Origin of the sequence: Clostridium pacaense (genome assembly GCF_020709765.2) — a bacterium.
Taxonomy (GTDB): Bacteria; Bacillota; Clostridia; order Lachnospirales; family Lachnospiraceae; genus Enterocloster; species Enterocloster hominis.
Map to the genome: position 1 here is coordinate 26,708 of NZ_JAJFEB020000014.1, position 23,998 is coordinate 50,705.

At 50.3% G+C, this 23,998-nt stretch carries 25 protein-coding genes; 23 read left to right on the plus strand and 2 right to left on the minus strand.

Features of this window, described 5'->3' with window-relative positions:
• Nucleotides 1-46: 46 nt before the first annotated feature.
• The 11 genes from LK536_RS49635 (at nucleotide 47) to LK536_RS49685 (ending at nucleotide 9,324) form a co-directional block, all read left to right on the plus strand.
• The gene (locus tag LK536_RS49635; protein ID WP_008726701.1) at nucleotides 47-544 is read left to right on the plus strand and encodes an L-2-amino-thiazoline-4-carboxylic acid hydrolase; all 498 of its coding nucleotides are present in this window, start codon (nucleotides 47-49) and stop codon (nucleotides 542-544) included.
• A 29-nt stretch (nucleotides 545-573) separates the two neighbouring features.
• Nucleotides 574-1,752: an ABC transporter substrate-binding protein gene (locus LK536_RS49640; RefSeq protein WP_227796548.1), complete on the plus strand. Its 1,179-nt coding sequence runs from the start codon at nucleotides 574-576 to the stop codon at nucleotides 1,750-1,752.
• Nucleotides 1,753-1,864: 112 nt separating this feature from the next.
• A complete protein-coding gene (locus LK536_RS49645; protein WP_025484671.1) occupies nucleotides 1,865-2,752 on the plus strand; it encodes a branched-chain amino acid ABC transporter permease in 888 nt (295 codons plus the stop codon).
• Nucleotides 2,749-3,759, plus strand: coding sequence for a branched-chain amino acid ABC transporter permease (locus tag LK536_RS49650; protein WP_008726696.1), 1,011 nt, complete (start codon nucleotides 2,749-2,751; stop codon nucleotides 3,757-3,759). The genes LK536_RS49645 and LK536_RS49650 overlap by 4 nt, the downstream gene beginning before the upstream one ends.
• The gene (locus tag LK536_RS49655; RefSeq protein WP_050927401.1) at nucleotides 3,756-4,577 is read left to right on the plus strand and encodes an ABC transporter ATP-binding protein; all 822 of its coding nucleotides are present in this window, start codon (nucleotides 3,756-3,758) and stop codon (nucleotides 4,575-4,577) included. Before LK536_RS49650 ends, LK536_RS49655 begins: the two co-directional genes overlap by 4 nt.
• Nucleotides 4,570-5,280, plus strand: a complete 711-nt coding sequence (locus LK536_RS49660) for an ABC transporter ATP-binding protein (RefSeq protein ID WP_008726694.1) — start codon at nucleotides 4,570-4,572, stop codon at nucleotides 5,278-5,280. The genes LK536_RS49655 and LK536_RS49660 overlap by 8 nt, the downstream gene beginning before the upstream one ends.
• Before the next feature lie 26 nt (nucleotides 5,281-5,306).
• Nucleotides 5,307-6,257, plus strand: a complete 951-nt coding sequence (locus LK536_RS49665; RefSeq protein ID WP_227796549.1) for an SDR family NAD(P)-dependent oxidoreductase — start codon at nucleotides 5,307-5,309, stop codon at nucleotides 6,255-6,257.
• The gene (locus LK536_RS49670) at nucleotides 6,254-7,261 is read left to right on the plus strand and encodes a dihydroxyacetone kinase subunit DhaK (protein WP_008726690.1); all 1,008 of its coding nucleotides are present in this window, start codon (nucleotides 6,254-6,256) and stop codon (nucleotides 7,259-7,261) included. The genes LK536_RS49665 and LK536_RS49670 overlap by 4 nt, the downstream gene beginning before the upstream one ends.
• A 29-nt stretch (nucleotides 7,262-7,290) precedes the next feature.
• Complete coding sequence (locus LK536_RS49675) at nucleotides 7,291-7,899, plus strand: dihydroxyacetone kinase subunit L (RefSeq protein ID WP_008726689.1); 609 nt, start codon at nucleotides 7,291-7,293, stop codon at nucleotides 7,897-7,899.
• A 51-nt stretch (nucleotides 7,900-7,950) separates the two neighbouring features.
• The gene (locus tag LK536_RS49680; protein ID WP_227796550.1) at nucleotides 7,951-8,187 is read left to right on the plus strand and encodes a beta/alpha barrel domain-containing protein; all 237 of its coding nucleotides are present in this window, start codon (nucleotides 7,951-7,953) and stop codon (nucleotides 8,185-8,187) included.
• Between the two features lie 93 nt (nucleotides 8,188-8,280).
• Nucleotides 8,281-9,324: a DUF3829 domain-containing protein gene (locus LK536_RS49685; RefSeq protein WP_227796551.1), complete on the plus strand. Its 1,044-nt coding sequence runs from the start codon at nucleotides 8,281-8,283 to the stop codon at nucleotides 9,322-9,324.
• 30 nt (nucleotides 9,325-9,354) lie between these two features.
• Here LK536_RS49685 and LK536_RS49690 read toward each other — a convergent pair whose 3' ends face one another.
• The gene (locus LK536_RS49690; protein ID WP_025484680.1) at nucleotides 9,355-10,083 is read right to left on the minus strand and encodes a 4Fe-4S dicluster domain-containing protein; all 729 of its coding nucleotides are present in this window, start codon (nucleotides 10,081-10,083) and stop codon (nucleotides 9,355-9,357) included.
• Nucleotides 10,084-10,393: 310 nt separating this feature from the next.
• On the opposite strand from LK536_RS49690, the gene LK536_RS49695 reads away from it, so the two are divergent.
• The 12 genes from LK536_RS49695 to LK536_RS49750 all read left to right on the plus strand — a co-directional run bounded on the left by LK536_RS49695 (nucleotide 10,394) and on the right by LK536_RS49750 (nucleotide 22,997).
• Complete coding sequence (locus LK536_RS49695; RefSeq protein ID WP_008726685.1) at nucleotides 10,394-10,840, plus strand: DUF2975 domain-containing protein; 447 nt, start codon at nucleotides 10,394-10,396, stop codon at nucleotides 10,838-10,840.
• Nucleotides 10,841-10,855: 15 nt separating this feature from the next.
• Nucleotides 10,856-11,086 (plus strand): helix-turn-helix domain-containing protein, encoded by a 231-nt coding sequence (locus LK536_RS49700; protein WP_120058307.1) that lies wholly within the window; start codon nucleotides 10,856-10,858, stop codon nucleotides 11,084-11,086.
• The gene (locus tag LK536_RS49705; protein ID WP_227796552.1) at nucleotides 11,079-12,602 is read left to right on the plus strand and encodes a DUF4153 domain-containing protein; all 1,524 of its coding nucleotides are present in this window, start codon (nucleotides 11,079-11,081) and stop codon (nucleotides 12,600-12,602) included. The genes LK536_RS49700 and LK536_RS49705 overlap by 8 nt, the downstream gene beginning before the upstream one ends.
• A gap of 20 nt (nucleotides 12,603-12,622) precedes the next feature.
• Nucleotides 12,623-13,597, plus strand: coding sequence for an adenosine deaminase (gene add, locus LK536_RS49710; RefSeq protein WP_227796553.1), 975 nt, complete (start codon nucleotides 12,623-12,625; stop codon nucleotides 13,595-13,597).
• A gap of 458 nt (nucleotides 13,598-14,055) precedes the next feature.
• On the plus strand, nucleotides 14,056-14,523 hold the full coding sequence (locus LK536_RS49715; protein WP_150846374.1) for a hypothetical protein: 468 nt from the start codon (nucleotides 14,056-14,058) through the stop codon (nucleotides 14,521-14,523).
• Nucleotides 14,524-14,771: 248 nt separating this feature from the next.
• The gene (locus tag LK536_RS49720; protein ID WP_227796554.1) at nucleotides 14,772-15,680 is read left to right on the plus strand and encodes a nucleoside hydrolase; all 909 of its coding nucleotides are present in this window, start codon (nucleotides 14,772-14,774) and stop codon (nucleotides 15,678-15,680) included.
• A 74-nt stretch (nucleotides 15,681-15,754) separates the two neighbouring features.
• Nucleotides 15,755-16,948, plus strand: coding sequence for a BMP family ABC transporter substrate-binding protein (locus LK536_RS49725; protein WP_227796555.1), 1,194 nt, complete (start codon nucleotides 15,755-15,757; stop codon nucleotides 16,946-16,948).
• An 18-nt stretch (nucleotides 16,949-16,966) separates the two neighbouring features.
• Nucleotides 16,967-18,517, plus strand: coding sequence for an ABC transporter ATP-binding protein (locus tag LK536_RS49730; protein ID WP_025484689.1), 1,551 nt, complete (start codon nucleotides 16,967-16,969; stop codon nucleotides 18,515-18,517).
• On the plus strand, nucleotides 18,514-19,557 hold the full coding sequence (locus tag LK536_RS49735; RefSeq protein ID WP_008726673.1) for an ABC transporter permease: 1,044 nt from the start codon (nucleotides 18,514-18,516) through the stop codon (nucleotides 19,555-19,557). The genes LK536_RS49730 and LK536_RS49735 overlap by 4 nt, the downstream gene beginning before the upstream one ends.
• The gene (locus LK536_RS49740; protein WP_025484690.1) at nucleotides 19,554-20,471 is read left to right on the plus strand and encodes an ABC transporter permease; all 918 of its coding nucleotides are present in this window, start codon (nucleotides 19,554-19,556) and stop codon (nucleotides 20,469-20,471) included. Before LK536_RS49735 ends, LK536_RS49740 begins: the two co-directional genes overlap by 4 nt.
• Before the next feature lie 88 nt (nucleotides 20,472-20,559).
• Entirely contained in the window at nucleotides 20,560-22,059 is a 1,500-nt protein-coding gene (locus LK536_RS49745) for a YjjI family glycine radical enzyme (protein ID WP_227796556.1), read from the plus strand.
• Entirely contained in the window at nucleotides 22,056-22,997 is a 942-nt protein-coding gene (locus LK536_RS49750; RefSeq protein WP_227796557.1) for a YjjW family glycine radical enzyme activase, read from the plus strand. The genes LK536_RS49745 and LK536_RS49750 overlap by 4 nt, the downstream gene beginning before the upstream one ends.
• Before the next feature lie 194 nt (nucleotides 22,998-23,191).
• Here LK536_RS49750 and LK536_RS49755 read toward each other — a convergent pair whose 3' ends face one another.
• Nucleotides 23,192-23,893, minus strand: coding sequence for a Crp/Fnr family transcriptional regulator (locus LK536_RS49755; RefSeq protein ID WP_008726669.1), 702 nt, complete (start codon nucleotides 23,891-23,893; stop codon nucleotides 23,192-23,194).
• Nucleotides 23,894-23,998: the final 105 nt, after the last annotated feature.

Genomic DNA, 23,998 nt, shown 5'->3' on the forward strand with positions numbered 1-23,998 from the left:
TCACAGAAGATAAAGCTGTATATAATGAAAGGAGATAAGAGATATCATGGGAGAAATCAAGAATGTAGCAACACTTACAAACGACGAGCAGGCAAATATTAACAGGGCGGCAATTGAGCACAGGGCAACCTGGATGGGCCTTATCTATGATGAACTGAAAAAGGACGGCATTGATCCGGAGCCGGCATTCAGAAGGGCTATCAAGAGATGCGGTAACATCCACGGCGCCAACTTCAAGGCTGCCTGTTCCAATCCGGATGACTGCAGGGATTTCGCTGAGGTATTCTTAAATGAACTGGGAAGAAAGACATTTGAGCAGGAAGTACATGAAGTGACAGAGACAGAGGTTCCTGTTGATTTCCACTACTGCGCACTGTTGAATGCATGGAAGAAGCTGGGCTTTGATGATGAGACCTGCGCTAAGCTCTGTGACATCGCCATGGACGGGGACCGCGGTATTGCAGAGGCTATGGGACTGACACTGGATCTGACCGATACACTGGCTAAGGGATGCGCTACATGTAAGCTTTGCTTCCACAAATAATCAGGAGAGATACAAGGAGGAGTTTTCTTATGAAAAGGTTTAAGACAATGGCAGCTCTGGCACTTTCAGCTGCAATGGCGGCAGGATTACTGACAGGATGTTCAGGCGGAACCAAGACAGAAGCAGCCCCGGGGGATAAATCAGTCATCAAGCTGGGAGGTCTGGCGCCTCTTATCGGCAACTATGCTGAGTATGGAAAGGGATTCCAGATCGGATTCCAGAAGGCAATTGATGAGATTAATGAAAAGGGCGGCATTAACGGACATAAGTTTGAAATCGAGATTAAGGATACGCAGGGCGACGCAGTGGTGTCCTCCAACATGGCAACCAACTTTGCTGAAGATGAAAGTGTCATGGCTATCCTGGGCGACTTTACCTCCGGCGCATGCAAGGCCAATGCCGAGATCGTGGACCGCTATGGAATCGTACAGTTAAGCCCCACCGCATCCGCACCTGACTATGCCAACATGAGCAAATACTGCTTCAGTATCATGGGCCGCCAGGACGTGGAAGCTCCTTACCTTGCAAAGTACATACTTAAAAAATACCTGGGCGCACAGAAGATTGCCGTTATCCGTGTGGACAGTGACTGGGGTCTTTCCTGTTATGACAACTTCATGATTCAGGCTGAGAAGGAAGGCCTGGATGTTACGGTTGAGAAATACGCCACAGGCGAGAAGGATTTCAGCTCCCTGATTACAAAGATGAGATCCATTGACCCGGACTGCCTGGTAGTCATGGACCAGGGCGATTCCGTGGCAGCTATCTTCAACCAGGCAGATGCGGCGGGATGGGATATCCAGCACGTTGCTTTAGGGCCTGGCACCTCCGAGCAGCTGATTAAGCAGCTGACCACACCGGATAACCTGATTGTTACCTCTCCTTTCTTCTTTGATGAGAACAATGAGGAACTTTCCAGCTGGGCAAAGTGGTTTGAGGGCGAGGCAGGATTTGCACCAACCATCCACCCTGCATGTGCTTATGACTGTGTATATCTGATTGCCAATGCGGTAGAGAAGATTGGCGATGGGGAGATCACACGTGATGCAATCCAGCAGGCGCTGGCTGAAAGCCAGAATACAGGCGTTACAGGCGCACTTAACTTTACACCGGACGGCGATATCGAGCGTCAGTACATGATCTGCGGTGTTAAGGATGCCAAGTGGGTTGTTCTTGAAGGATTTGAATACGGCGCAGAAGGCCTTTAATTCGCCATAGCGTATAGAAAGGCAGCAAGGGGGCGGCATGTCAGGGCGTGTTTGATGATTTATTCCGCCCGGGCACTGCCGCCCCTTAAAAAAACTTCGCGGAGGTATGGAGATGGAATATGTATTAAATCAGCTGGTTAACGGCTTGTGCCAGGGCGCGATTTACGCACTGATGGCAATCGGCTATTCTGTTATAGTCGGTGTAGTAGGAATGGTTACATTCACATATGGCGAGATCATGATGATCGGGGCGTTCTCGTCTTATTATATTTTCCTTTTATTTGGAAATAACCTGCCCCTGGCAATCCTTGCGGCATTTACAGGTTCATTCCTGATTGGTATTGTTGTTTATAAGCTTTGTTATGAGAAATTCTTTAATGCACCAAGGCATATTTCACTGCTGTGTACCATCGGCATCAGTATGCTGATTAAAAACCTGGCTCAGATCGTATTCGGACCTGAGACAAAACCGGTTCTTGATATTGTTGAAAATAAAACATTTACCTTAATGTTAGGTAGTGTTCGACTGGATATTAAGCTTCTCCAGATTGTGGTGATTGTTCTTGTGGTGGTGCTGGCCTCCGCGCTGACCCTGTTCTTTAACAAGACCAAGTGGGGCATTGCCCTCAGGGCCGTAAGCCAGAACAAGGATGCTGCTTATCTGGTGGGCATTAACGTAAAACGTACAGCCATGATCGGTAACTGTATTGGTTCCGGATTTGGCGGCATTGCGGGCATCCTGCTCTGTATCTATTATTATTCCGTATCAGCTACCATGGGCGGTATCTACAGTATGAAGGCATTTGCGGCCAGCGTGCTGGGCGGCCTGGTGGATATCCGGTTCTCTGCCCTGGGCGGCCTGTGTATCGGTGTCATTGAGAACCTGGGCATTGCGGTATCGGCGGCAACCTTCCGCGATGTATTTGCATTCGGCTTCCTGATCCTTGTACTGTTAATCAGGCCTCAGGGATTTGTCAGCAAGAAAGGAGTGAGGGTATGATGAATAAGGCAAAAGCATTTTATGAAAAACATAAGCTGCCTGTACTGTTAGCTCTTCTTGTTATATCCATCGTGCTTCCGTTTGTGATTAAACAGGCCCTGATACTGAGATATATCTGTACCATCATGATGTATGCCACATTGGCCGGCTCCCTGAACGTAATCAACGGCTACAGCGGCCAGACCTGTCTGGGCCAGGCCGGATTCTTTGCAATTGGCGCTTATACCTGCGCGGCCCTGTCCAAGAATGTGGGCGTGGACTTCTGGATTGCCCTTCCGGTTGCAGGTATCCTTGCAGCCCTTGTGGGACTGATTGTAAGCCTTCCAACGCTTAAGCTGTCGGGAATCTATCTGTCCATTGTCACGCTGGGCGCATCTGAGATCATAAGGATCATTGCCCAGACCTGGACGCCTGTAACCGGCGGCGCATTGGGTATCAAGCAGATTCCTTATCCTAATTTCTTTGGCCTGGAAATGTTCAAGCCTAAATATTACTACTTCATATTCCTTATCATCGGCGTGGTGTTCCTGTTCATTACGGACAGGGTCTTAAAATCCAGGGTGGGCCGCGCATGGATGGCAATCCGTGAGGACCAGGTGGCTGCCAAGTCACTGGGCGTTGAGACCAGTAAGTGCAAGTGCATGAACTTTATGTACGGGGCATTCTGGGCAGGGATCATCGGGGCTGCCTACGCTCCCTTTGTCAACTATATCGAGTCATCGCAGTTTACCACGGATACAGGTTTTAACGTGCTGGCCATGGTCGTCATCGGAGGCCAGGGAACCCTGCTTGGACCGATTCTTGGTTCCACAATTGTTACAATCCTGACTGAGGCCCTGCGTTTCCTGGAGAACTGGAGATATGTAATCTATGCAATCATCATCATCCTGATGATGTGGGTACGTCCTCAGGGACTTATGGGTGCATCTGATTCCATCCTTGCCGGCGGCGAGATCCAGAAAAAGGATGGGGATAAGAAAAAGACTCCGGAGGTGAAGAAGGCATGATTGAGTTCGATAAGATTGACAGAAGCGTACCGATTCTTGAATCAAAAGGCTTATGTAAATACTTTGGCGGTCTGAAGGCAGTTGAAAACGTGGATATGAAGGTAATGGCAGGTGACATTTTCGGCATCATCGGGCCTAACGGGGCCGGGAAGACCACCTTCTTTAATATGTGTACCGGTATGTACACCCCTACCAAGGGCAAGGTATACCTGATGGGAGAGGATGTGACCGGATTCTCATCTGAAAGGGTAGCAAGGAAACGTATGGCAAGGACCTTCCAGAACCTGCAGCTGTTTAAGTTCATGAGCGTCCTGGACAATGTTAAGATCGGATGCCATATCAGGACGAAGAGCAATATGCTGGATGCAATCGTCCACACCAAGACCTACAGGCAGGATGAGGAGTACGCGATTAGCAAGAGCGAGGAGATATTAAAGGCCATCGGCCTGTTCGAATACAGGGATACCATGGCGGGCAACCTGGCATACGGCATGCAGCGTAAGGTCGAGATTGCCAGGGCGCTGGCCCTGGAGCCGTACATCCTTTTGCTGGATGAGCCTGCGGCGGGCATGAACCCCCTGGAGACACAGGAGCTTATGGAGTTTATCAAAATGCTCAACGAAGGCGGATATACCATCGCGGTTATTGAACATGACATGAAGTTCGTGATGAATTCCTGTAACCGCATCCTGGTCCTGAACTTCGGACAGAAGATATGCGAGGGCACGCCGGATGAGGTGAAGTCCAACAAGGAAGTGCAGGAGGCATATTTCGGCAAGGGTATCATTGCAGGAGAGGCGGTGAAGGTTCATGCTTAATGTGGAACATCTTTCAGTCAATTACGGATATATCACAGCGCTTACGGACATCAGCTTCCACGTGGAGGAAGGCGAGATCATCACATTAATCGGTTCCAACGGCGCGGGTAAGACAACTACCCTGGGCGCCATATCGGGGCTGGTTCCCAAGGTAAGCGGCAAGATTACATTTAAGGGGCATGACATCACAAAGATGCCGCCGGATAAAGTGGTAAAAATGGGTATGTGCCATGTGCCTGAGGGAAGGAAGATATTCCCTGCCCTGACCGTGTACGAGAACCTGATTGCAGGCTCCCTGGGCAACCCCAAGCTTACCAAGGCCAGGATTAATGAACTGGTGGAGGAACAGTACACCCTGTTCCCGCGTCTGAAGGAACGTATCGGCCAGGCAGGAGGAAGCCTGTCAGGCGGCGAGCAGCAGATGCTTGCCATATCAAGGGGCCTTATGATGGACCCGGATATCGTGATGTTGGATGAGCCGTCCCTGGGACTGGCGCCGATTATTGTTGAAGATATATTTGAACTGATATTAAAAATCAGGGACATGGGCAAGACCATCCTTCTGATTGAGCAGAATGCATCCATGGCATTGTCCATTGCGGACAGGGGTTATGTGCTGGAGACAGGTAAGATTATCATGGAAGGCAAGGGCAAGGAACTCCTTGTGGACCCAAGGGTGAAGGCAGCTTATCTGGGTGCGTAGGAAAAATCGGGGAAAGCAGGCAGGGTATGGACTTAGGACTGAAAGGAAAGACCGCCGTTGTCACAGGCGGCAGCAAGGGCATCGGGTACGCGGTTGCAAAGACCTTCCTGGAAGAGGGGGCCAATGTTTTTATCTGTGCCAGGAATGTGGATGAAGTGGATGCCGCGGTGAGGGCCTTGGGCGGAGCAGGGGCATCGGCTGGCGCCGTGGTATCGGATGGAATGGCGGAGCCGGCTAGCGCCGCGGTATCGGATGGAATGGCGGAGTCGGCTGGCGCCGCAGTATCGGATGGAATGGCGGAGCCGTCTGGCGCCGCAGGCCATACGGTGCATGGAGCGGTATATGGAACAGTATATGGAACCGCCGCAGACATGACGGTGGAGGAAGATGTCTACAGGGTTGCGAAGGAAGCTTATGGGAGGTTCGGCTCCCTGGACTGCTGGATTAACAATGTAGGGGCCAGTTTCCCAAAAGAGGGGGAAGAGTACAGGGAGCAGGATATTGAGAAGATTACAAAGGTATGCTTCTTCAGCACCATATACGGCACCCAGGCAGCTTTCCGCTACATGAAAAAAACCGGCGGAAGCATTATCAATATCAGCTCCCTGGCGGCCAGATGCGGCACCGTGGGCGCCAGCACCCTGTATGGGCCTTTAAAGTCGGCGGTGATTAAGCTGGCGGTTTCCTTTGCAGGGGAATATGCGGCTTATGGGGTCCGGGTTAATTCCGTGCTGCCGGGATTTACGGCAACCCCGGCAGTGGCGGCTAATATCAAACCGGATTATCTGAAACGGAATACGGACGACACCCTTTTACGGCGTGTGGCCGTGCCGGAGGAGATAGCTGCCCCGGTGGTATTTCTTTGCAGCAGCCGGGCTTCCTACATAACAGGCACCAGCCTGGAGGTTTCAGGGGGACGCAGTATTGTATTGAATCCGGAATATTCGTATTTAAAAAAGGAAGGGGAACAAGCATGAAGAAATTAATCAACAAACCGGAAAATTTTGTAAAAGAGACAATGGAAGGCATTATTTATGCCTATGGGGATAAGGTTAAATTGTTAGACGGGGATGAGAGGATACTTCTCACCAATTACCCGGTTGAAAAGGGCAAGGTTGGGATCGTGACAGCCGGAGGAAGCGGACATCTTCCCGTATTCCTTGGCTATGTGGGCCAGGGCATGCTGGACGGATGCGCGGTGGGCAATGTATTCGCGTCCCCGTCCGCCAAGAAGATGGCCGATATGATTAAGGCCTGTGATTACGGCAGCGGCGTGCTCTGCCTGTACGGGAACTACGGCGGCGATAATATGAACTTTGACATGGCCTGTGAAATGGTGGAAATGGATGATGTGGAAACCAAAACAGTGCGTGTAAAGGACGATGTTGCCAGCAGTCCCAAGGAGACAATGGAAAAACGCCGCGGTGTTGCCGGAATGGTATATGCCTTTAAGGCCGCAGGCGCTGCCGCGGAGCGTATGATGTCCCTGGAGGAAGTGGCCGGAGTGGCGCAGAAGGCCCTTGACAATATCCGCACCATGGGCGTGGCCCTGTCACCATGTATTGTTCCACAGGTAGGGGAACCCACCTTCCAGATAGAAGACGATGAGATTGAAATCGGAATGGGCATCCATGGGGAGAAGGGAATCGAGGTCAGGAAAATGATGACGGCCGATGAGGTTGCGGAAACCCTGGTTGGCAGGATTACAGAGGATATGCCTCTGGCAGAGGGTGACGAAGTGTCTGTCATGGTCAACGGTCTGGGTGCAACCCCCATGGAAGAGCAGCTGATTGTGTACCGCCGTGTCCACGAGCTGTTAAATGACATGGGCGTCAAGGTTGTGATGCCTCATGTGGGTGAATATGCAACCTCCATGGAGATGGCAGGACTTTCCGTTACCATCTTCAAGCTGGATGGGCAGTTAAAGGAACTGCTGCTTTCCCCGGCAAAGACACCATTCTACACCAACCTGAACAAATAAGACCCTTTGACGAATAGGAGGATACGACAATGAATGCAGCATCTGTTAAAACGGGTATTAGGAAGATAAGCCGGATCATGGCTGAGAATAAAGATTATCTGATTAAACTGGACCAGCAGAACGGGGACGGTGACCTGGGTGTTTCCATGAGCGAGGGCTTTGAGGCCGCGGCCGTGTTCGTTGAGGGCACGCAGGAGACGGACCTGGGCAAGATACTGATGCAGACAGGCGGCGTGTTCAACGAGGCAGCCCCTTCAAGCCTCGGAACCATTATCTCATTCGCATTTATGGGAATGGCAAAGTCCTTAAAAGGCAGGACCGAGGCAGGCCTTCCTGAATTTGCGGAGGCAGTGATGGCCGGAGTGCAGAAAATCATGGATAAGGCCGGTTCAAAGCCTGGTGAAAAGACAATCCTGGACTCCATCTATCCGGCGGCAGAAAGCCTGCTGGCAGACAAGGACGGGGACTTTAAGGAAGCATTGAAGAATGCGGCCAGGATAGCTGCAGAAGGTTCAGAGTCAACCAAAGCCATGAAGTCGGTCCATGGGCGGGCGGCCTACTATGGCGAGCAATCCATCGGGCTTCTGGACGGGGGTTCTGTTGTGGGAAGGCTGATATTTGAGGCATTGTCTGAATAAAAGGATTTTGGAAAGCGGGCTCTTCGGGGTCCGCTTTCCCTGCGCATTCCGGTGGATCTTCCTGTGATTGGGATCATTGAAAAGGATTCTGAGGATTGCGGGATTTATATCACCCCAACCATGGAAAAGGTGGATGCATGCAGCCGTCCGGTCATTGCCGAGGGTGGGATGTGGACGCCGGAGCAGCTTAAGGCAGCCCTTGATACGGGCGTCCTGGCAGCGGTGGCCGGGACAGCCATTGCCAGGCCCAGAGAGATAACAAAGCTGTTTTTGGATGTCCTGTTTTGAGGGAAGCAGTTATCCTGTCTTTTTTGTTTAATCCCTGTACGAAAATGGTTATATCTGGTAAGATAAAGGGATAATAATATCTGGAGGTACGGTATGAGAAAGAGATTCATGGGCGCTGCACTGGCAGCGGTATGTATTGCGGTGCTGGCAGTATCGGGATGCGGTGAAAACATTAATGAACTGAAGGAGAATGCCAAGGCAAAGGCACTGAGTGAGCCTGCAAAGACTGTGGAGGAAGAAACAGAAGAAGAGGAAACAGGGGCGGAGGAAAGCATTTCCCCGGAGCAGATGGATCTGATAAAGTATAATTATTATGTTGAACTGAATAATGAGATAGTGAAGCTGTTAGACGACATTGATTATTATTATGAGGTGGTGGAATATGGTGAGGAGTTTGCACTGATTCCTGACAGTGGATATACATACGGTTACCGTATCAGGGGATTTGGCAAGAATCTTGCAGATGACTGCATACAGCTTGCAGACATGGAGCCTGCATATGAGACATTGGATCCGCTGGTGAAGGAGATGGCTGAACCCTTAAAGGAGCTTATGGAAGCATTTTCAGAGGTAAGCCGAAGCAATGATTATGCGGCAAACCAGTATCAGAAGGCAAAGGACCTTCATGCTGTCATCTATCCTGCTGCCGATGAATTTGAGCCTTTGGGATACGAATTCATACATGCCGTGAGCGAGGTGGCTGATGAGAGGATTGCAGCGGAAGAAGAGGAGATGAAGGCGGAGGGCAGGCTGATTGCGTATAATGCCAGCCGCGGCATCAGCATTGCAGGGCAGATAATGGACGAATGCACGCTCCAGGGTGTGACGGATGATAATATCACGGACCTGGACCTGACTAAGATTAGGCCATTATACGATGAACTGACTTCGGTCGTGGAAGATTTAAATGCCGCCACCGCTGACAATAACCAGATGATGATGGAATCCATGAGCAATTCAAAACCATTTGACCAACTGTATGAGAGGATGCTCCAGGCCCTGGAGTGGATGATGGGACAGGTGGAAAGCGGAAAGCCCATTGAGGACCCGGGGCTGGAGCCGCTGGGTTCCATTGCGCATTTTTCCAATACGCTGAGTGATTGTATTGACAGGTATAATACGGTGTTCGTGGATTAAGGAAGGGGCGGATACCCCTTCCCGCCTGCATTAAATCAGGCTGCCATCCGTCCTGACAGTCACAACCTGCCACGGGATGGATCTGCCGCTGGCCTTAAGCGCGTTTTTTACGGCATTTTCAATGCCGCCGCAGCATGGCACTTCCATGCGGACAACGGTGACATCTTTAATATCGTTGAGACGGATGATTTCTGTCAGCTTTTCGGAATAGTCCACCATATCCAGCTTGGGGCATCCGATTAGGGTGATCCGGCCCGCGATGAAGTCGTTGTGGAAATTGCCGTAAGCAAATGCAGTACAGTCGGCTGCTATGAGCAGCCGGGCATCCTGAAAGTAAGGCGCCTGTACGGGGACCAGCTTGATCTGGACCGGCCATTGGGACAGCTGGCTTTCCATGGATGGGATGGGGGCTGCCGGGTGATAAGGCGTGGATTGGGGGCTAGGCTGGGGCCTGGTGATGGACCTGGACTGGGAACCCGGACATCCGCAGGGAGAGGGCTTGCTGCCCTCTTTTTTTGTTGTCCCGGCCATGCGGGCCTTGACAGCAGCTTCGTCATAGGCCGCTGCTTCTCTTTCTTCAAAGGTAATGGCGCCAGTGGGACAGGTTGGAAGGCAGTCCCCCAGCCCATCGCAATAGTCATCCTTTAACAGCACTGCCTTACCGTCCACCATGCCGATGGCGCCTTCGTGGCAGGCAGCTGCACATGCGCCGCATCCATTGCAGAGTCCTTCATTTATTTTAATAATCCTTCTTATCATTTATATATCCTCCTGAGGGTGGGTCTTATTGATGCTGTATTGATGTTTCTGTGATAAGTATACCGCAGGCGGATGGTATTGTATGTTGTTATGACAACGTAATTGTAATTAGTTGCTGTTTCTGATCTTATCTTCAATTTGGGTCCCGTATCACTACAACCCCATATAATTACAAAAATCTTAATATTTATCTATTATCAATATTAAATTATCGAATATCAATAAAAATATATTGAAAAATGGAAAACAATGTGGTATGCTCCGGATAAAGGGATTTTAAGGAATGTGATAAGAGAAAGGTGGATGTGGAATGAATAAACGGCTTGTACGGTTTACGAAATGGCTGCTGGATGCCATGTTTTATGGGGGAATGGTAATCACGCTGGGGATTCCCGTGATATTCCGTTATGTGGGAAGATATATACAATCTTTCAGGGTGCATTATATACCCCAGTGCGTGCTTTATATCGGTTCCGGAATCCTGGCCCTTATGATTGTGCGGGAACTTAGACGGATGTTTGGAACCGTTCTGGCAGATGATGCGTTTGTGATGGAAAATGCAGATTCCTTAAAACGTATAGGGAAATGCAGCTTTTTCCTGGCTTTTATCTCCCTTATCCGTCTCCCGCTTGCACCCACGCCGGCAACCGTGGTTGTCATTATTGTGTTTTCCATTGCAGGTCTGTTCTGCTTTGTATTGTGTCAGGTGTTTGAACAGGCCGTACGGTACAAAGAGGAAAATGACCTGACCATTTAGGAAGGAAGGTATAGCATGGGAATTGTGGTTAATCTGGATGTGATGATGGCCAGACGGAAAAAGGGCCTGAAGGAACTTGCCGCAGAGGTGGATATCACCATGGCGAATCTGTCCATCCTTAAGAATAATAAGGCAAAGGCAATCAGGTTCTCTACCCTGGAGGCAATCTGTGAAGCCCTGGACTGCCAGCCAGGTGATATATTGATTTATGAACCGGATGAGGAGGGAGGGGATACGGATGGATGATGATATTGAAAAAAACAGTGCAGATAATGTTTCCGGAAGCGTTTCCGAAAGCATTTCCAGAAGCGCTTCCGGAAGCATTTCCAAAGGGAACCGGAAACTGGAAGACATAAGCCAGGATTTCGGTTTCCTGGGAACATTAAGCATAGCGTACGGAGCGGCTGCCTGCTTCTGCCTGTATCATAACCCTCTGGGAATAACGGTTCCCCTTTTGGTGGCCGTGACATATGGTGCCATGTTCCTTTTGTTCAGACGTGTGGGGGTGGAGGTTAAGAAGGGATCCATATACCTGGCGGTACTGTCATTTTTCATAGGGCTTTCCACCTGTTTTACAGCCAATATGACGGTTGGTTATAATATGAACAGGCTTGCGCTGGTGCTTCTGTTCTGTATTTTCATCCTGCACCAGTTCCACCAGGACAGCAGATGGAATATCGGGAAATACGTGGCATCCATAGCCATATACCTGGCCCAGGCCATTGGAATGATATACTGTCCGTTTGTCCATGGAAAGGAATATATAAAGTCCATTAAGAGCAGGAAGTACAGGAATGTTTTAAGGCTTATTGCAGGTATGTGTGCGGCGGTTCCGGCCATGGTCATACTCTGTCTTTTATTGGGCAGCGCGGATATGGTATTTCAGAACATGCTGGATGTGGTGTTAAGGGAGATACTGAATCCTGTTACCATTTTCCTGGTATTGCTTCAGACCGCGGCCTGGACACTGATTATGTATTGCCTTATCTGCAGCGCCTGCGCAGGGAATATCAGCGATGAAACAGCTGACCGGCGGGTATGTTCCCCGTTTGCCGCAATCAGTTTCATGTCCATGATTGCCATCATCTATGTGGTATTCTGCGCCATTCAGGTTGTGTATCTGTTTATGGGGAAGGGAAGCCTGCCATGGGGGATGACGTATTCGGATTATGCAAGACAGGGGTTCTTCCAGCTGCTGTCCGTGGCGTTTCTTAACCTTGTCATGGTGCTTCTGTGCCTGAAGTATTGTCAGGAAAATGTCCTGTTAAATGGAGTCCTGCTGGTCATCAGCATGTGCACCTATGTGATGATTGCATCAGCCATATACAGGATGCTTCTGTATGTGGGGCAGTATCATCTTACATTTTTAAGGGTGCTGGTGCTCTGGTTCCTGGCCATGCTGGTAATACTGATGGCCGGTGTGATAGTCCTTATATTTAATCATGGATTTCCGCTGTTCCGGTATTGTCTGGTGACGGTATCTGTCTTTTATCTGGGATTTGCCTGGATGAGGCCGGATTATGTGATTGCAAAATATAATGTGGAACACATCGCCAATATTGATATGTTTGCATTGGATGATTTTTCCGGGCTTTCAGCGGACGCGGCTCCGGCGGTTTTGGGGATAGAGGATGCAGAAGCGAGAAACTATCTTCTCAAGCTTTATGCCAGGCAGTATAATAGGGTGGACGGTGGTTCCATGAGCATCCGCACCTGTAATTTTTCGGCGCTGAAGGCCAGGAGCCTATTGAATGATGAATGACAGAAAAGGAGAAGGCGGATATGATTGAACTGCATGTGCATCTGGACGGCTCTTTAAGGCCGGAAACAATATGGGAATTGGCGATGATACGGGATGGGAAGGCTCCGGCAGCTGATTTGGAAGGGCTGGTGACCTTGATGCAGGCGCCTGTGCCATGCAGCAGCCTGTCGGAGTATCTGTCGCGTTTTGCACTTCCTCTGAACTATCTTCAGACGGACGTGGCATTGGAACGGGTGGCGTTCGAACTGACGGAGGATTTGGCGCGTGAGGGCGTGGAATATGCGGAAATCCGCTTTGCGCCGCAGCTTTCCACTGAATTGGGATTAAGCCAGATGGAGGTGACAGAGGCGGTAGCCGCGGGCGTGAAGCGCGGGATGGCTGCATATCCGGGAATAAAGGCCGGGCTTCTGCTCTGCTGTATGAGAGGCAGTGATGAAGGCACGGCAAGGAACAATATGGAAACCCTGAAAACCGCGGCTGACTGCGTGAAGGACGGGGAAAAGGGCAGGATTGTCTGCGGAGTGGATCTGGCAGGCGCTGAGGAAGTATATGATACCGGACTTTTCAGGAGTCTTTTTGAAGAAGCAGACCGTTATGGGTTAAAGCGGACCATCCATGCAGGCGAGGCCGCCGGCCCGGACAGTATGTGGAAGGCCCTGGAAATGGGGGCGCTCAGGATTGGCCATGGGATTGCGGCAATTCAGGACCAATCCCTTATTAAGGAACTGGTGACACGCAGGACGGCCCTGGAGGTCTGCGTGACCAGCAATGTGCAGACCAAAGGCGTACGGTCGCTGAAAGAGCATCCAATTAAGGAGCTTTATGATGCGGGCGTCCATGTGACCCTGAACACGGATAACAGGACAGTGTCAGGCACAACACTGTTAAAGGAAATAGACTTGGTGAAAAATGCCTTTGGTTTTACGGATGAAGATATAAAAAGAATGGAAGGATATGCGGCAGAGGCAGCATTTCTGGATGCGGCAATTGTATGAGGTGTAACCATAAGGGCGCCCTGTGGAATGATATACTGTTTGTGCGGACGGGCATCTTACGCTTTATTTCTGCATAGCTGATGGATTGGTTGAAAATCCCCTTGTTTGTTCAGGGGATTTTTTTTGTGGTGCCGGACATGCGGATGCGGATTTTATGGACTTTTAGCAATCTTTTCTTTATCTTTATCAAATATTGGATATATTCGAAGGGGTATATTTGTATTTGACAATTATGCTTAAGATACGACATGTAAAAAGGAGGATTTGCTTTGAAAGAAAAACCTGGGCCGCCCATTTTGGCGGCAGTTGCATCTGTAGGCATTCTTTATATGGATTTTGTGACAAGCGGGGTAAGGAACGCATGGTTTTCTGATTATCCGGGTAATCTGAGGGTTCTATGTTCTTTGGTTTTTATAATATCATTATGGAGTTCATCAACCCTTTTCCTTTTTTATGGAATGAGGAATGAAACATATCCTAATCCATTCGGAGGACCCGCAGCGTACGCAAAACCACACACCCTTCTGTGTGTACTGATTATTATATGCATCACTGCTGTAATGTGGGTCCTGAACGGAGGGCCGAAGCCATTAAAAGAACTGCAATATTTCCTGGCATTTGGAAAAACCGCTGGCTGGATTGGGTTCATGCTTCAGATTATCTACTATATTTTGGAAATGCTTTTAGCGCTGATGATAGTATATTACAGCCAGGCCACAGGAGAGCTGCTTACAGGGAAAAAGAACATCCCTTGGGGAAGTATGGTTCTCAGCCTGACCTGGGGACTGCCACACATATTTACCAAAAACGTTTCAGTGGGCATGTTCAGCCTTATATTTGGGGTTGCTTTAGGCGGACTGTATCTGCTGTCAGGGCGCAATGGAAAGGTTGCGCTGTTATATATGTGTATTGCGTTTATACTTTAATAAATCCTTATAGTCAAAAGCTGTGGCGGCCAGGTGGTGTCTGTCCTTGCCGCCTTTTGGCATTTTTCCATCTTTTTTTCTGAGTAAAGGACATGTGTCCTTTACTCTGCATTCAGGTACGTTTATAATTCAAATTACAAGTAAGGATAAAAATATAAGAAACACTTATAAGTGTATATACAAATTGCTTATTTATTTGTAAATGGTGATAAAAAACTTGTGAAACTTACTAAGAGGGAGAGAAGCAGATGGATAAGGTCAGGGTTCTGATTGACACGGACCTGGGGGATGATGTGGATGACGCAGCGGCATTTATGCTGGCGCTCTCCTGTGACTCCATAGAAATAGTTGGGGTGACAACCGTATTTAAGGATACGGAAAAGCGGGCTTTGATGGTAAGGGACCTGCTGGCGCTGTATGGAAGAGGCAGTATTCCGGTTTGCCCAGGATATGGGGGACCGATCCTGGGGAATGGCGGGGGTGATTTTGAAGCGCCGATACAATACGGATTGGTAAAGGATTACAGGACGGATGGTAAGACTGCAGAGGATAGTCCGGCAGCCGGACATGCGGATGATTTCATCATCCAAAAAGTAAAAGAGGACAAAAACCTGATTATCCTGGCCATGGGAGCCATGACGAATCTGGCCATGGCATTCTTAAAGGAGCCGGAATTGATGAAGGGGGTGCAGATTATCGGAATGGGCGGCACCTTTATGAATTCCAGCCCGGAGTGGAACATCCTCTGTGACCCGGAGGCAGCGTCCATTGTCATGGAACGGTCAGGCCGGTTAATCATGATGGGGCTGGATGTGACCAAATTCCTGAGAATCGATGATAAGCGCCTGAGTGACTGGAAGGGCAGGAACGACAGGAGGATGGATTATTTCCTGGAGGGGGTCAGGTTGTTTCAGGAAGCCACCGGATACCCGGTCACATTTCATGATGTGCTGTTAGTGGCATACCTGATTGACAATCAGGTGGTATCCCTGAAAAAGGGGCATTTTGCAGTGGAACTGTCAGGGAAGCTGACCAGGGGAACCATGGTGGATATGACGAATTACTACGAAATCAATCCGCAGGTGGACACAGGTTTCCAATTTGCGCAGTCCGTGGACCTGGAACGGTTCTACCGGATTGTGGATACATATTTTTAGTATGGTTTTATGGGATATTTACAGCCGATATGGCTTGTGATAAAAAATGAATGAACGAATGGAGGATTTTATTTATGAAGAAACTGACAGCAGGATTCCTTGCGGTGTGTATGGCGGCCAGTCTGTTAACCGGGTGTGGGGCGCCGGAACCTGAGGATGAAGAGACAACCGTAAAGACAGAGAGCATGGAGGCGGGATCCGGGGACACCGCTAAGGCTGGGGGCGGGGAAGCCGCGGACCAGGAAACGGAAAACAGCGGCATGGGTGAAACCGTATCTCCCCATGACTTTAAAGTGGGGCTGATGATTCCCGGCAACCTGGGCGATAAATCCTTCTTTGATGCGTCCTTCCGTTCCATCGAACCAATCAAGGAGCAGCTGGGTGTGGATGTGGATTACGTTGAGGCGGGTGTGGATACTTCCAAATATTATCCGGCTCTTGTGGATATGTGTGAAAAAGGATACGACCTGATCCTTACCATCTCCAGCAATAACGATGATGCGCTGGTACAGGTGGCGGAGGAATATCCGGACCAGAAGTTCATCAACCTGGATGACGAGATGGCGGAGCCGCCTGCCAATGTTTATATCATGGGAACAAAGAACAATGAGATGAGTTTCCTGGCCGGGGCAGCCGGAGCACTGAAGGCCGCTGAACTGGGCGAGGACAAGATTGGATTCGTGGGCGGAATGGATATTCCGGGAATCAATGAGTTCCTGGTTGGATATATTGAAGGCGCCCAGGCAGTGAATCCTGATATCAAGGTGGCAACCTCCTATGTGGGCAGCTTTACCGACACTGCCAAGGGGAAGGAAAATGCCCTCCTCCTCTATAACTCCGGTTTATCCGTTATCTTTGCGGCAGCCGGCCAGTCCGGTCTTGGCGTGATTGATGCGGCAGTGTCCCAGGGCAAGTTTGTTATCGGAGTTGACTCTGACCAGGCAGAAGCCTTAAAGGATTCCAAACCAGAGATGGCGAATGTGGTAATCACCTCAGCCATCAAGAACATTCCTGAAAATGCCGTCAAGGCAGTGGACCGGGCCATGAAGGGTGAGATACCTTACGGCACCAGGGAAGTATTTGGTATTGCAGAGGACGCAGTGGGGATTGCGGAAAATGAATTCTATGAAAAGCTTCTTGACGAAAAGGACAGGAAACAGGTTGAGGAGCTGAAGATGAAGGTAGTGGCAGGGGAAGTGGAGATGACCCCCACCACAGGCATCACCACAGACAAGGTAAATGAAATCCGAGAGGCAGTACGCCCATAACAGGCCGGAGGTATACGGATGCAAGACTATATTTTGGAGATGAAGGACATTTCAAAAATCTATGGCAACGGTATTGCTGCCAATAAAGATGTAAACTTCAATCTGAAAAAGGGGGAAATCCATGCGCTGGTTGGAGAAAACGGCGCAGGAAAATCCACCTTAATGAAAGTTCTGTTCGGTATGGAACCGCCGTCTTCAGGAGAAATCATCCTGCGGGGGGAGAGTGTCAGATTCTCATCCTCCAAAGATGCCATTGCCCATGGAATCGGGATGGTCCACCAGCATTTCATGCTGGTGGAATCTTTTACAGCGGCACAGAACATCATTCTTGGTATGGAGCCAAAAAAAGGGCTGTTTGTAAGCGAGGAAGAGGCGGTCCGTTTTACAAAGGAACTCAGCAGCAGATATAACCTGGAAGTGGAGGCGGAGGCAGTAACCAGGACCCTTCCGGTAGGTGTGAAACAGAAGATTGAGATATTAAAGGCGCTGGCAAGAGGGGCGGAAATCCTGATTCTGGACGAACCCACGGCCGTGCTGGCGCCCCAGGAGACAGACCAGCTTTTTGAGGAGCTGATCCATCTGAAGGAGCAGGGCCATACCATTGTGTTCATTTCCCACAAAATCCCGGAAATCAAGAGGATATCGGACCGTATCACCGTCATGAGGGCGGGCTGCTTCGTGGGATGCTGTGAGACAAAGGATGTGACGGAAAAGGAAATCTCCAGCATGATCATGGGATGCGAGATGGACACATCCATTGCCAAGAGCCGGCCGAAGGCAGGGGATATTAAGATTGAAGCGGAACATGTCTCCTACACGGACAGGAATAAGATACAGATCCTTAAAGATTTAAACTTCGGGGTCAGGGGCGGCATGATTTTCGGCATAGCCGGTGTCCAGGGCAACGGACAGGTGGAGCTGGTGGACCTGATGACAAAAAAGAGGGCGCTGAAACAGGGGGATATCCGGTTAAACGGGAAATCCGTTGCCGGACTGAGCCTTCAGGAAATCCGCCGTATGCAGTTCGGCTATGTGCCCGAGGACCGCATGGACCAGGGAATCGCAGGCCAGGAATCCATCGCTGAGAACATGGTGTCCAACCGGTACGCCAGCAGGGAATTCTGCAGGGGCGGACTGCTGGATTACAAGAAAATAGATACATTTGCAGATGATAATATCCGTTCCTATGAGATACGCTGTTTTGGCAACAGTCAGAATGTGGGGATGCTTTCCGGCGGAAACATGCAGAAGGTGGTGGTTGCCAGGGAATGCAGCCATGAGCCTGAGGTCCTGATTGCGGAACAGCCCACCAGAGGCGTGGACATCGGGGCAGCCCATATCATCCACAAGAAAATCATGGAATTAAGGGACAATGGGTGTGCGGTCCTTCTCATATCCGCTGATTTAAGTGAGGCCCTGAAACTGTCTGACGTGATTGCGGTCATGTATGAAGGGGAAATCGTGGCTTATTTTGATGATACCGAGGGACTGAATGAGGAAAAGCTGGGGCTTTATATGCTGGGGCTTGAACGGCACAGTGAGGAACAGATAAGGAGGGCCAGGGGATGAGCAGGGAGCAGTCATTTAACATCATAAGAACCGTGGTTTCCATGGGGGTTGCCATAGCTGTGGCATTTATCATCATCCTTCTGGTCAGCGACCAGCCAGTGGAGTCCATCCGCATATTCCTTCTGGCCCCGCTGTCCTCCAAACGTTATCTGGGCAATATTGTGGAAACCGCAGTGCCCCTGATTTTTTCCGGGCTTTCCATGGCCCTGATGTTCAGGGCCAGCTTGTTCAACCTTGGCGGCGAAGGCATTTTCTTCATCTCAGGCATCACCGGTTCCATCCTGGCCATATGGCTTAAGATGCCTCCCGTCATATTCCCGGCTGTCTGTATCGCGGTGGGAGCCGTGACCGGAATGGTCATCATGCTGGTACCCGGCGTCCTGAAGGCAAAGTACGGGGCCAATGAGATGGTAACGTCCCTGATGATGAACAACATCCTGCTGGGGGTCGGCCTTTATCTGCTGAACAATATGATGCGGGACCCCAAGGTCGCGTCCCTGGTATCATACAAATACAGGAAAAATGCACTCCTTGCCAACCTGGTACCCGGCACCAGGATCCATGTGGGATTCCTGATTGCGCTGGCATGTGCGGTGCTTGTATACATATTCATGTTCAAAAGCAAATGGGGATATGAAATCAGGATGACGGGCAACAATGCCAGGTTTGCCAGCTATTCCGGCATCAACGTGACAAGGGTCATCATCATCGTGCATGTGGTGGCGGGGGCCGTGGCAGGCGCCGGAGGCCTGATTGAGTGTATCGGCATGCATAAGAGGTTTGAGTGGACCGCGCTGCCCGGATACGGTTTTGACGGCGCCATGATAGCCATGCTGGCGGGTAACCATCCCATAGGCGTAATCGGGGCAGCCTTTTTTGTAAGCTACCTGAGGATTGGCGCAGACCTGGTGAACCGTTCATCGGACATTCCCACGGAAATGATTGCCATATTACAGAGTATCATCATCCTGCTGATTTCTGCGGAGCGTTTCCTGCATAAGTACAGGCAGAACTGGATAGAGAAGGAGGCCAAGGCATGAAGGCATTGACAGATTTGATATTTACCAGTGACTTTTTCTACTCCATCCTCCGGGTGACCACGCCTCTTCTGTTTGCATCCATGGGGGCGGTTGTCTCCGATGTGGCCGGGGTGCCCAATATTGCATTGGAAGGAATGATGCTGATGGCGGCCTTTGCAGGCATGTTTTTCAGTTACCTCTTTGGGAGCGCATGGGCCGGGCTGGCATTTGCCATCCTGACAGCAGTGCTGGCAGCCAGCGTGCTGGCCTTCTTCACCCTGTATTATAAGACCAACATCATCCTGGGCGGAATTGCCATCAACAGCCTTGCCAGCGGAGGGACCATTTTCTTTTTGTATCTGGCGGCCCATGACAAGGGGACCAGCGTTTCCCTGGACAGCAAGGTGCTTCCAAACATCAATATCCCGTTCATCGAGGATATCCCGGTGCTGGGGCCAGCCGTCTCCGGGCATAATATCCTGACCTACCTGTCCATCCTGGCAGTTGTATTTACCTTCTATCTGTTAAAGAGGACGGCCCTGGGCTATCACATCAGGGCGGTCGGCGAGAAAAAGGAAGCGGCTGATTCCGTGGGAATCAGTGTGGCCAGGACCCAGGCCATCGCCCTGATCATCAGCGGCGTCATGAGCGGACTGGGCGGGGCCTTCATGTCCATGGGATATGTGTCCTGGTTCTCCAGGGACATGGTAAGCGGCCGCGGCTGGATTGCACTTGCGGCAGAGGCAATGGGGCAGAGGGGCGCCATCGGGACCGCCGCCACATCCCTGCTGTTCGGTGTGACAGACGCCCTGTCCAACGCAGTTGCAACCCTGGGCTGGCCCTCGGACCTTGTAAAGACAATTCCCTACTGCGCGACCCTGGCCGGACTCGCCATTTTCTCCATCAGGGCCTATAGAAGGGCGAGGAACGCATGATTGGGGGAAATGTGCGGCGGTTGCAGATGTATGATAGATGGAAATGCAGACTAGAAATATGATATAGTAAGTACAGGGAGGTACGCGTATGCCAACAAATGACATGACACAGGATATTATCCATACAATCACAAACCCAAAAGTAACATTCAACCAGCGTCTCAAGGATATGGCGAAGATTGCAGAGAATTCCATTGAGCTGGTCAACTATACGGAATTATCCAGGAAGTATTTCGAAAACGGCGCCATGATGGATATGTTTGAGGGTAAGACCCCTTACCGCACAAGGTATTGCCTGCCGGATTATGAACGGTTCCTGAAGCAGGGAAGCGGGTTCCTGATGCTGGAACCGCCAAAGGATATCTGGGAAGCGGTGGGCAACCTGCTCTGCCTGTATCACAATATTCCGGCGGACGGCGGGCTGGCGGTTTACATCGGGTGCCTGGACCGCCTGCTGGAACCCTTCGTGAAGGATGAGGACGAAGCCAGGAAGGCCATACGTTTCCTCCTGACCCATGTGGACCGCACCATATCCAACGCATTCTGCCATGCCGACCTGGGGCCGGAGGATACCAGGGCGGGCCGTATCATCCTTGAGCTTACAAAGGAAATGCAGCGCCCCTGCCCCAATATGACCCTGATGTACCGGGAAGATACGCCGGATGATTATATGAAGGCGGCTCTTGAGACAGCCATGGCTTCATCCAAGCCAAGCTTTGCCAATGACGCGCTTTACAGAAGGGACATGGGGGATTATGCAGTTGTCAGCTGCTACAACACACTGCCAATCGGCGGATGCGGGCTGACCCTGGTGCGCCTGAACATGGATCAGCTGCCCCGGCTTGCCACGGACCCGGAAGACTTATTAAACCGTGTGATACCGGAAGCAGTCACTGCCGTATGTGACGCCATTGACAGCCGTTGTGAATTCATTGTGGATTACTGCCATTATTATGAAAATACATTCCTGTACAGGGAGGGCCTGATTAAAAAGGACCGGGACCACATGGTAGGGATGTTCGGTTTTGTAGGGCTGGCCGAGTGTGTCAACGGGATACTGGGCCTGACAGATGAAAAAGAGCGGTTTGGACATGGTGAAAAAGCCGATGCCTTAGGCGAGGCAATCATGGAACGGATCCGCCAGGAGATAGACAGGAGGCCTGCAAAGTATGGGAAGTACGGTCTTCACGCACAGGTAGGCGTGATGGAGGATACGGTTTCCACACCAGGCGGAAGGATTCCCATTGGCGAAGAACCTGAACTGCCGGACCAGATTATGAACTTTATCCGTATGCACAAGGGCTGTGATGCCGGCTGCGGGGAGCTGTTCCCCTTTGATGACACGGTTAAGAACAATCCTCAGTATCTCCTGGACATTTTAAAAGGCGCCTTTCGTTCAGGCGCAAGATACCTGTCCTTTTACTCCGGCGATTCCGACCTTGTAAGGGTAACAGGATACCTGGTCAAGAAGTCTGATATTGAGAAGTTCGACCGGGATGAAATGACACTGAACGAGGCGACGGTCAATGGTTCCGGCGTGGATAAGAACCTCCATCTGCTGGATAGAAAGGTGCGTGGGGATAAATGACGGAAAAGGATTCAGCGGATAATGGGCTGGCAGTGATTCGTGCATCTAAAACCAGTTCATCTAAAACGTGTGTATCTAAAACTAATGCAACTATAACCAGTCCGTCCATGACTGCCCCGGTTAATAAAATCATCCCCTTCAGCTGCGTGGATGGGCCGGGCAACCGCACAGCCGTGTTCCTGCAGGGCTGCAACCAGAATTGCCTGTACTGCCATAATCCGGAGACAATCAACCTTTGCAGGAACTGTGGGGCATGTGTAAAAACATGTCCTGCGGGCGCGCTTTCCATGGCGGACGGTTTGGTGTCCTATGATTATAGGGCATGCTGCAATTGCGATACCTGTCTTAAAACCTGTGTTTTTGACGCTTCCCCTAAAATCAGGAACATGACGCCGGAGCAGCTTTATGATGAAGTGAAGGCATATTTCCCTTTCATCAGCGGTATCACCACTTCCGGCGGGGAATGTTCCCTGTACCTGGATTTCCTGAAAGGATTCTATACCCTGGTCAAAGCGGCAGGAAAGACTACCTATATGGATACCAATGGGCAGGTACCTCTTTGGGACAGGACGGATTTACTGGAAGTTACAGATAAAACCATGATTGACCTGAAGGCCGGAAGTGAGGAAGACCATATGAAACTTACCGGCAGGGAGCTGGGGATACCGGTGGAAAACATCCGCCGGATGGCTGCCATGGGTAAGCTTTATGAAATCCGTACCGTAGTGGTCCCGGATGTTATGGATAACCTGCGGACCATAGAATTGGGAAGCAGCCTGATAGCCCCATATCCCGAGGTCAGGTATAAACTGATTAAATTCCGCCATTATGGGGTAAGGCCTTCTTTCTCCAGCACAAAGGAACCGTCTGACGAGATGATGGAAAAGTTGAAGGAGAGGGTGAAGGAGCTGGGAATAAAGGAAATCGTGGTTACGTAAACAAGAAGCAGCTTGCCAGGTCCTGCCGATATTGGAGGCGGGGATTTGGCAAACTGCTTTTGGTTTATTCAAAGGCGGGAATCGCAAGAGCAGCTTCTGTCTTATTGAAAGACGGGTATCATAAGAGCTGCTTCTGTCTCATTCAAAGGCGGGAATCTAAGAAGCCGTTTCTGTCCCGTTATACAGACATGCCCTTACCTCTGAACCAACTGTTCTATTTCCTCTAACATGACCAACTGCTGTTTTTCAGATATATAAATCTTCTTCCTGACAGAGGTTATCTCCCCCAATTCCTTTAATTTCTGGATACTCCTCACAACCGTACGCACGCTGACCCCGATATTGCTGGCAATGGTCTGGTAATCAGGCTCCACAAGGATTTTCTGTCCTTCGGGGGCGTGAAGCATGTAGTATTGGACCAGATAGAAGCGTACCCGGTCAATGCCCCTTTGATAGTAGAGGATACCATCGTTCCCCGAGCGCTGGTACAGGTCGTGGGCAACGATATAGGTGCAGTTGTAGAGCATGTCCAGATGGGTCATCAGGTATTCGTAGATAATGGCGGAGCTGATCCGAAGGACAGTGACCCGGGTGCTGGCAACCACGGTTGCGATGGTCTGAGGTTCGTGGGCCAGCACTTCCAAAAGCCCCACGGAACCTGTCTTGCTGGTAATCCGGAAATAATAATAGTTATTGCCGTCCTTATAATCCCTGGTACCAAGTGCTGTTCCGGATTCAATGAAGTAGATGTATTTGGGAAATTCACCCCGGCTGATGATGACTGAATGAGGCTCATAGGTCAGCCTGACACCCTGGGACTTTATTTCCTCCGGAAGTATGGAGAGGTTGAACTGATTATAGGGGCTGTATTTCTTCCAAAGTTCCTCTAAGCGCACGTATACCTCCTTGCTGACTGATGTGTCGTGTGTCACCGCATACTTTGTTTCAGTATATCATGGGCATATAAAGGATTCAATATTGCTTTTTAACTTCAGGGTCCA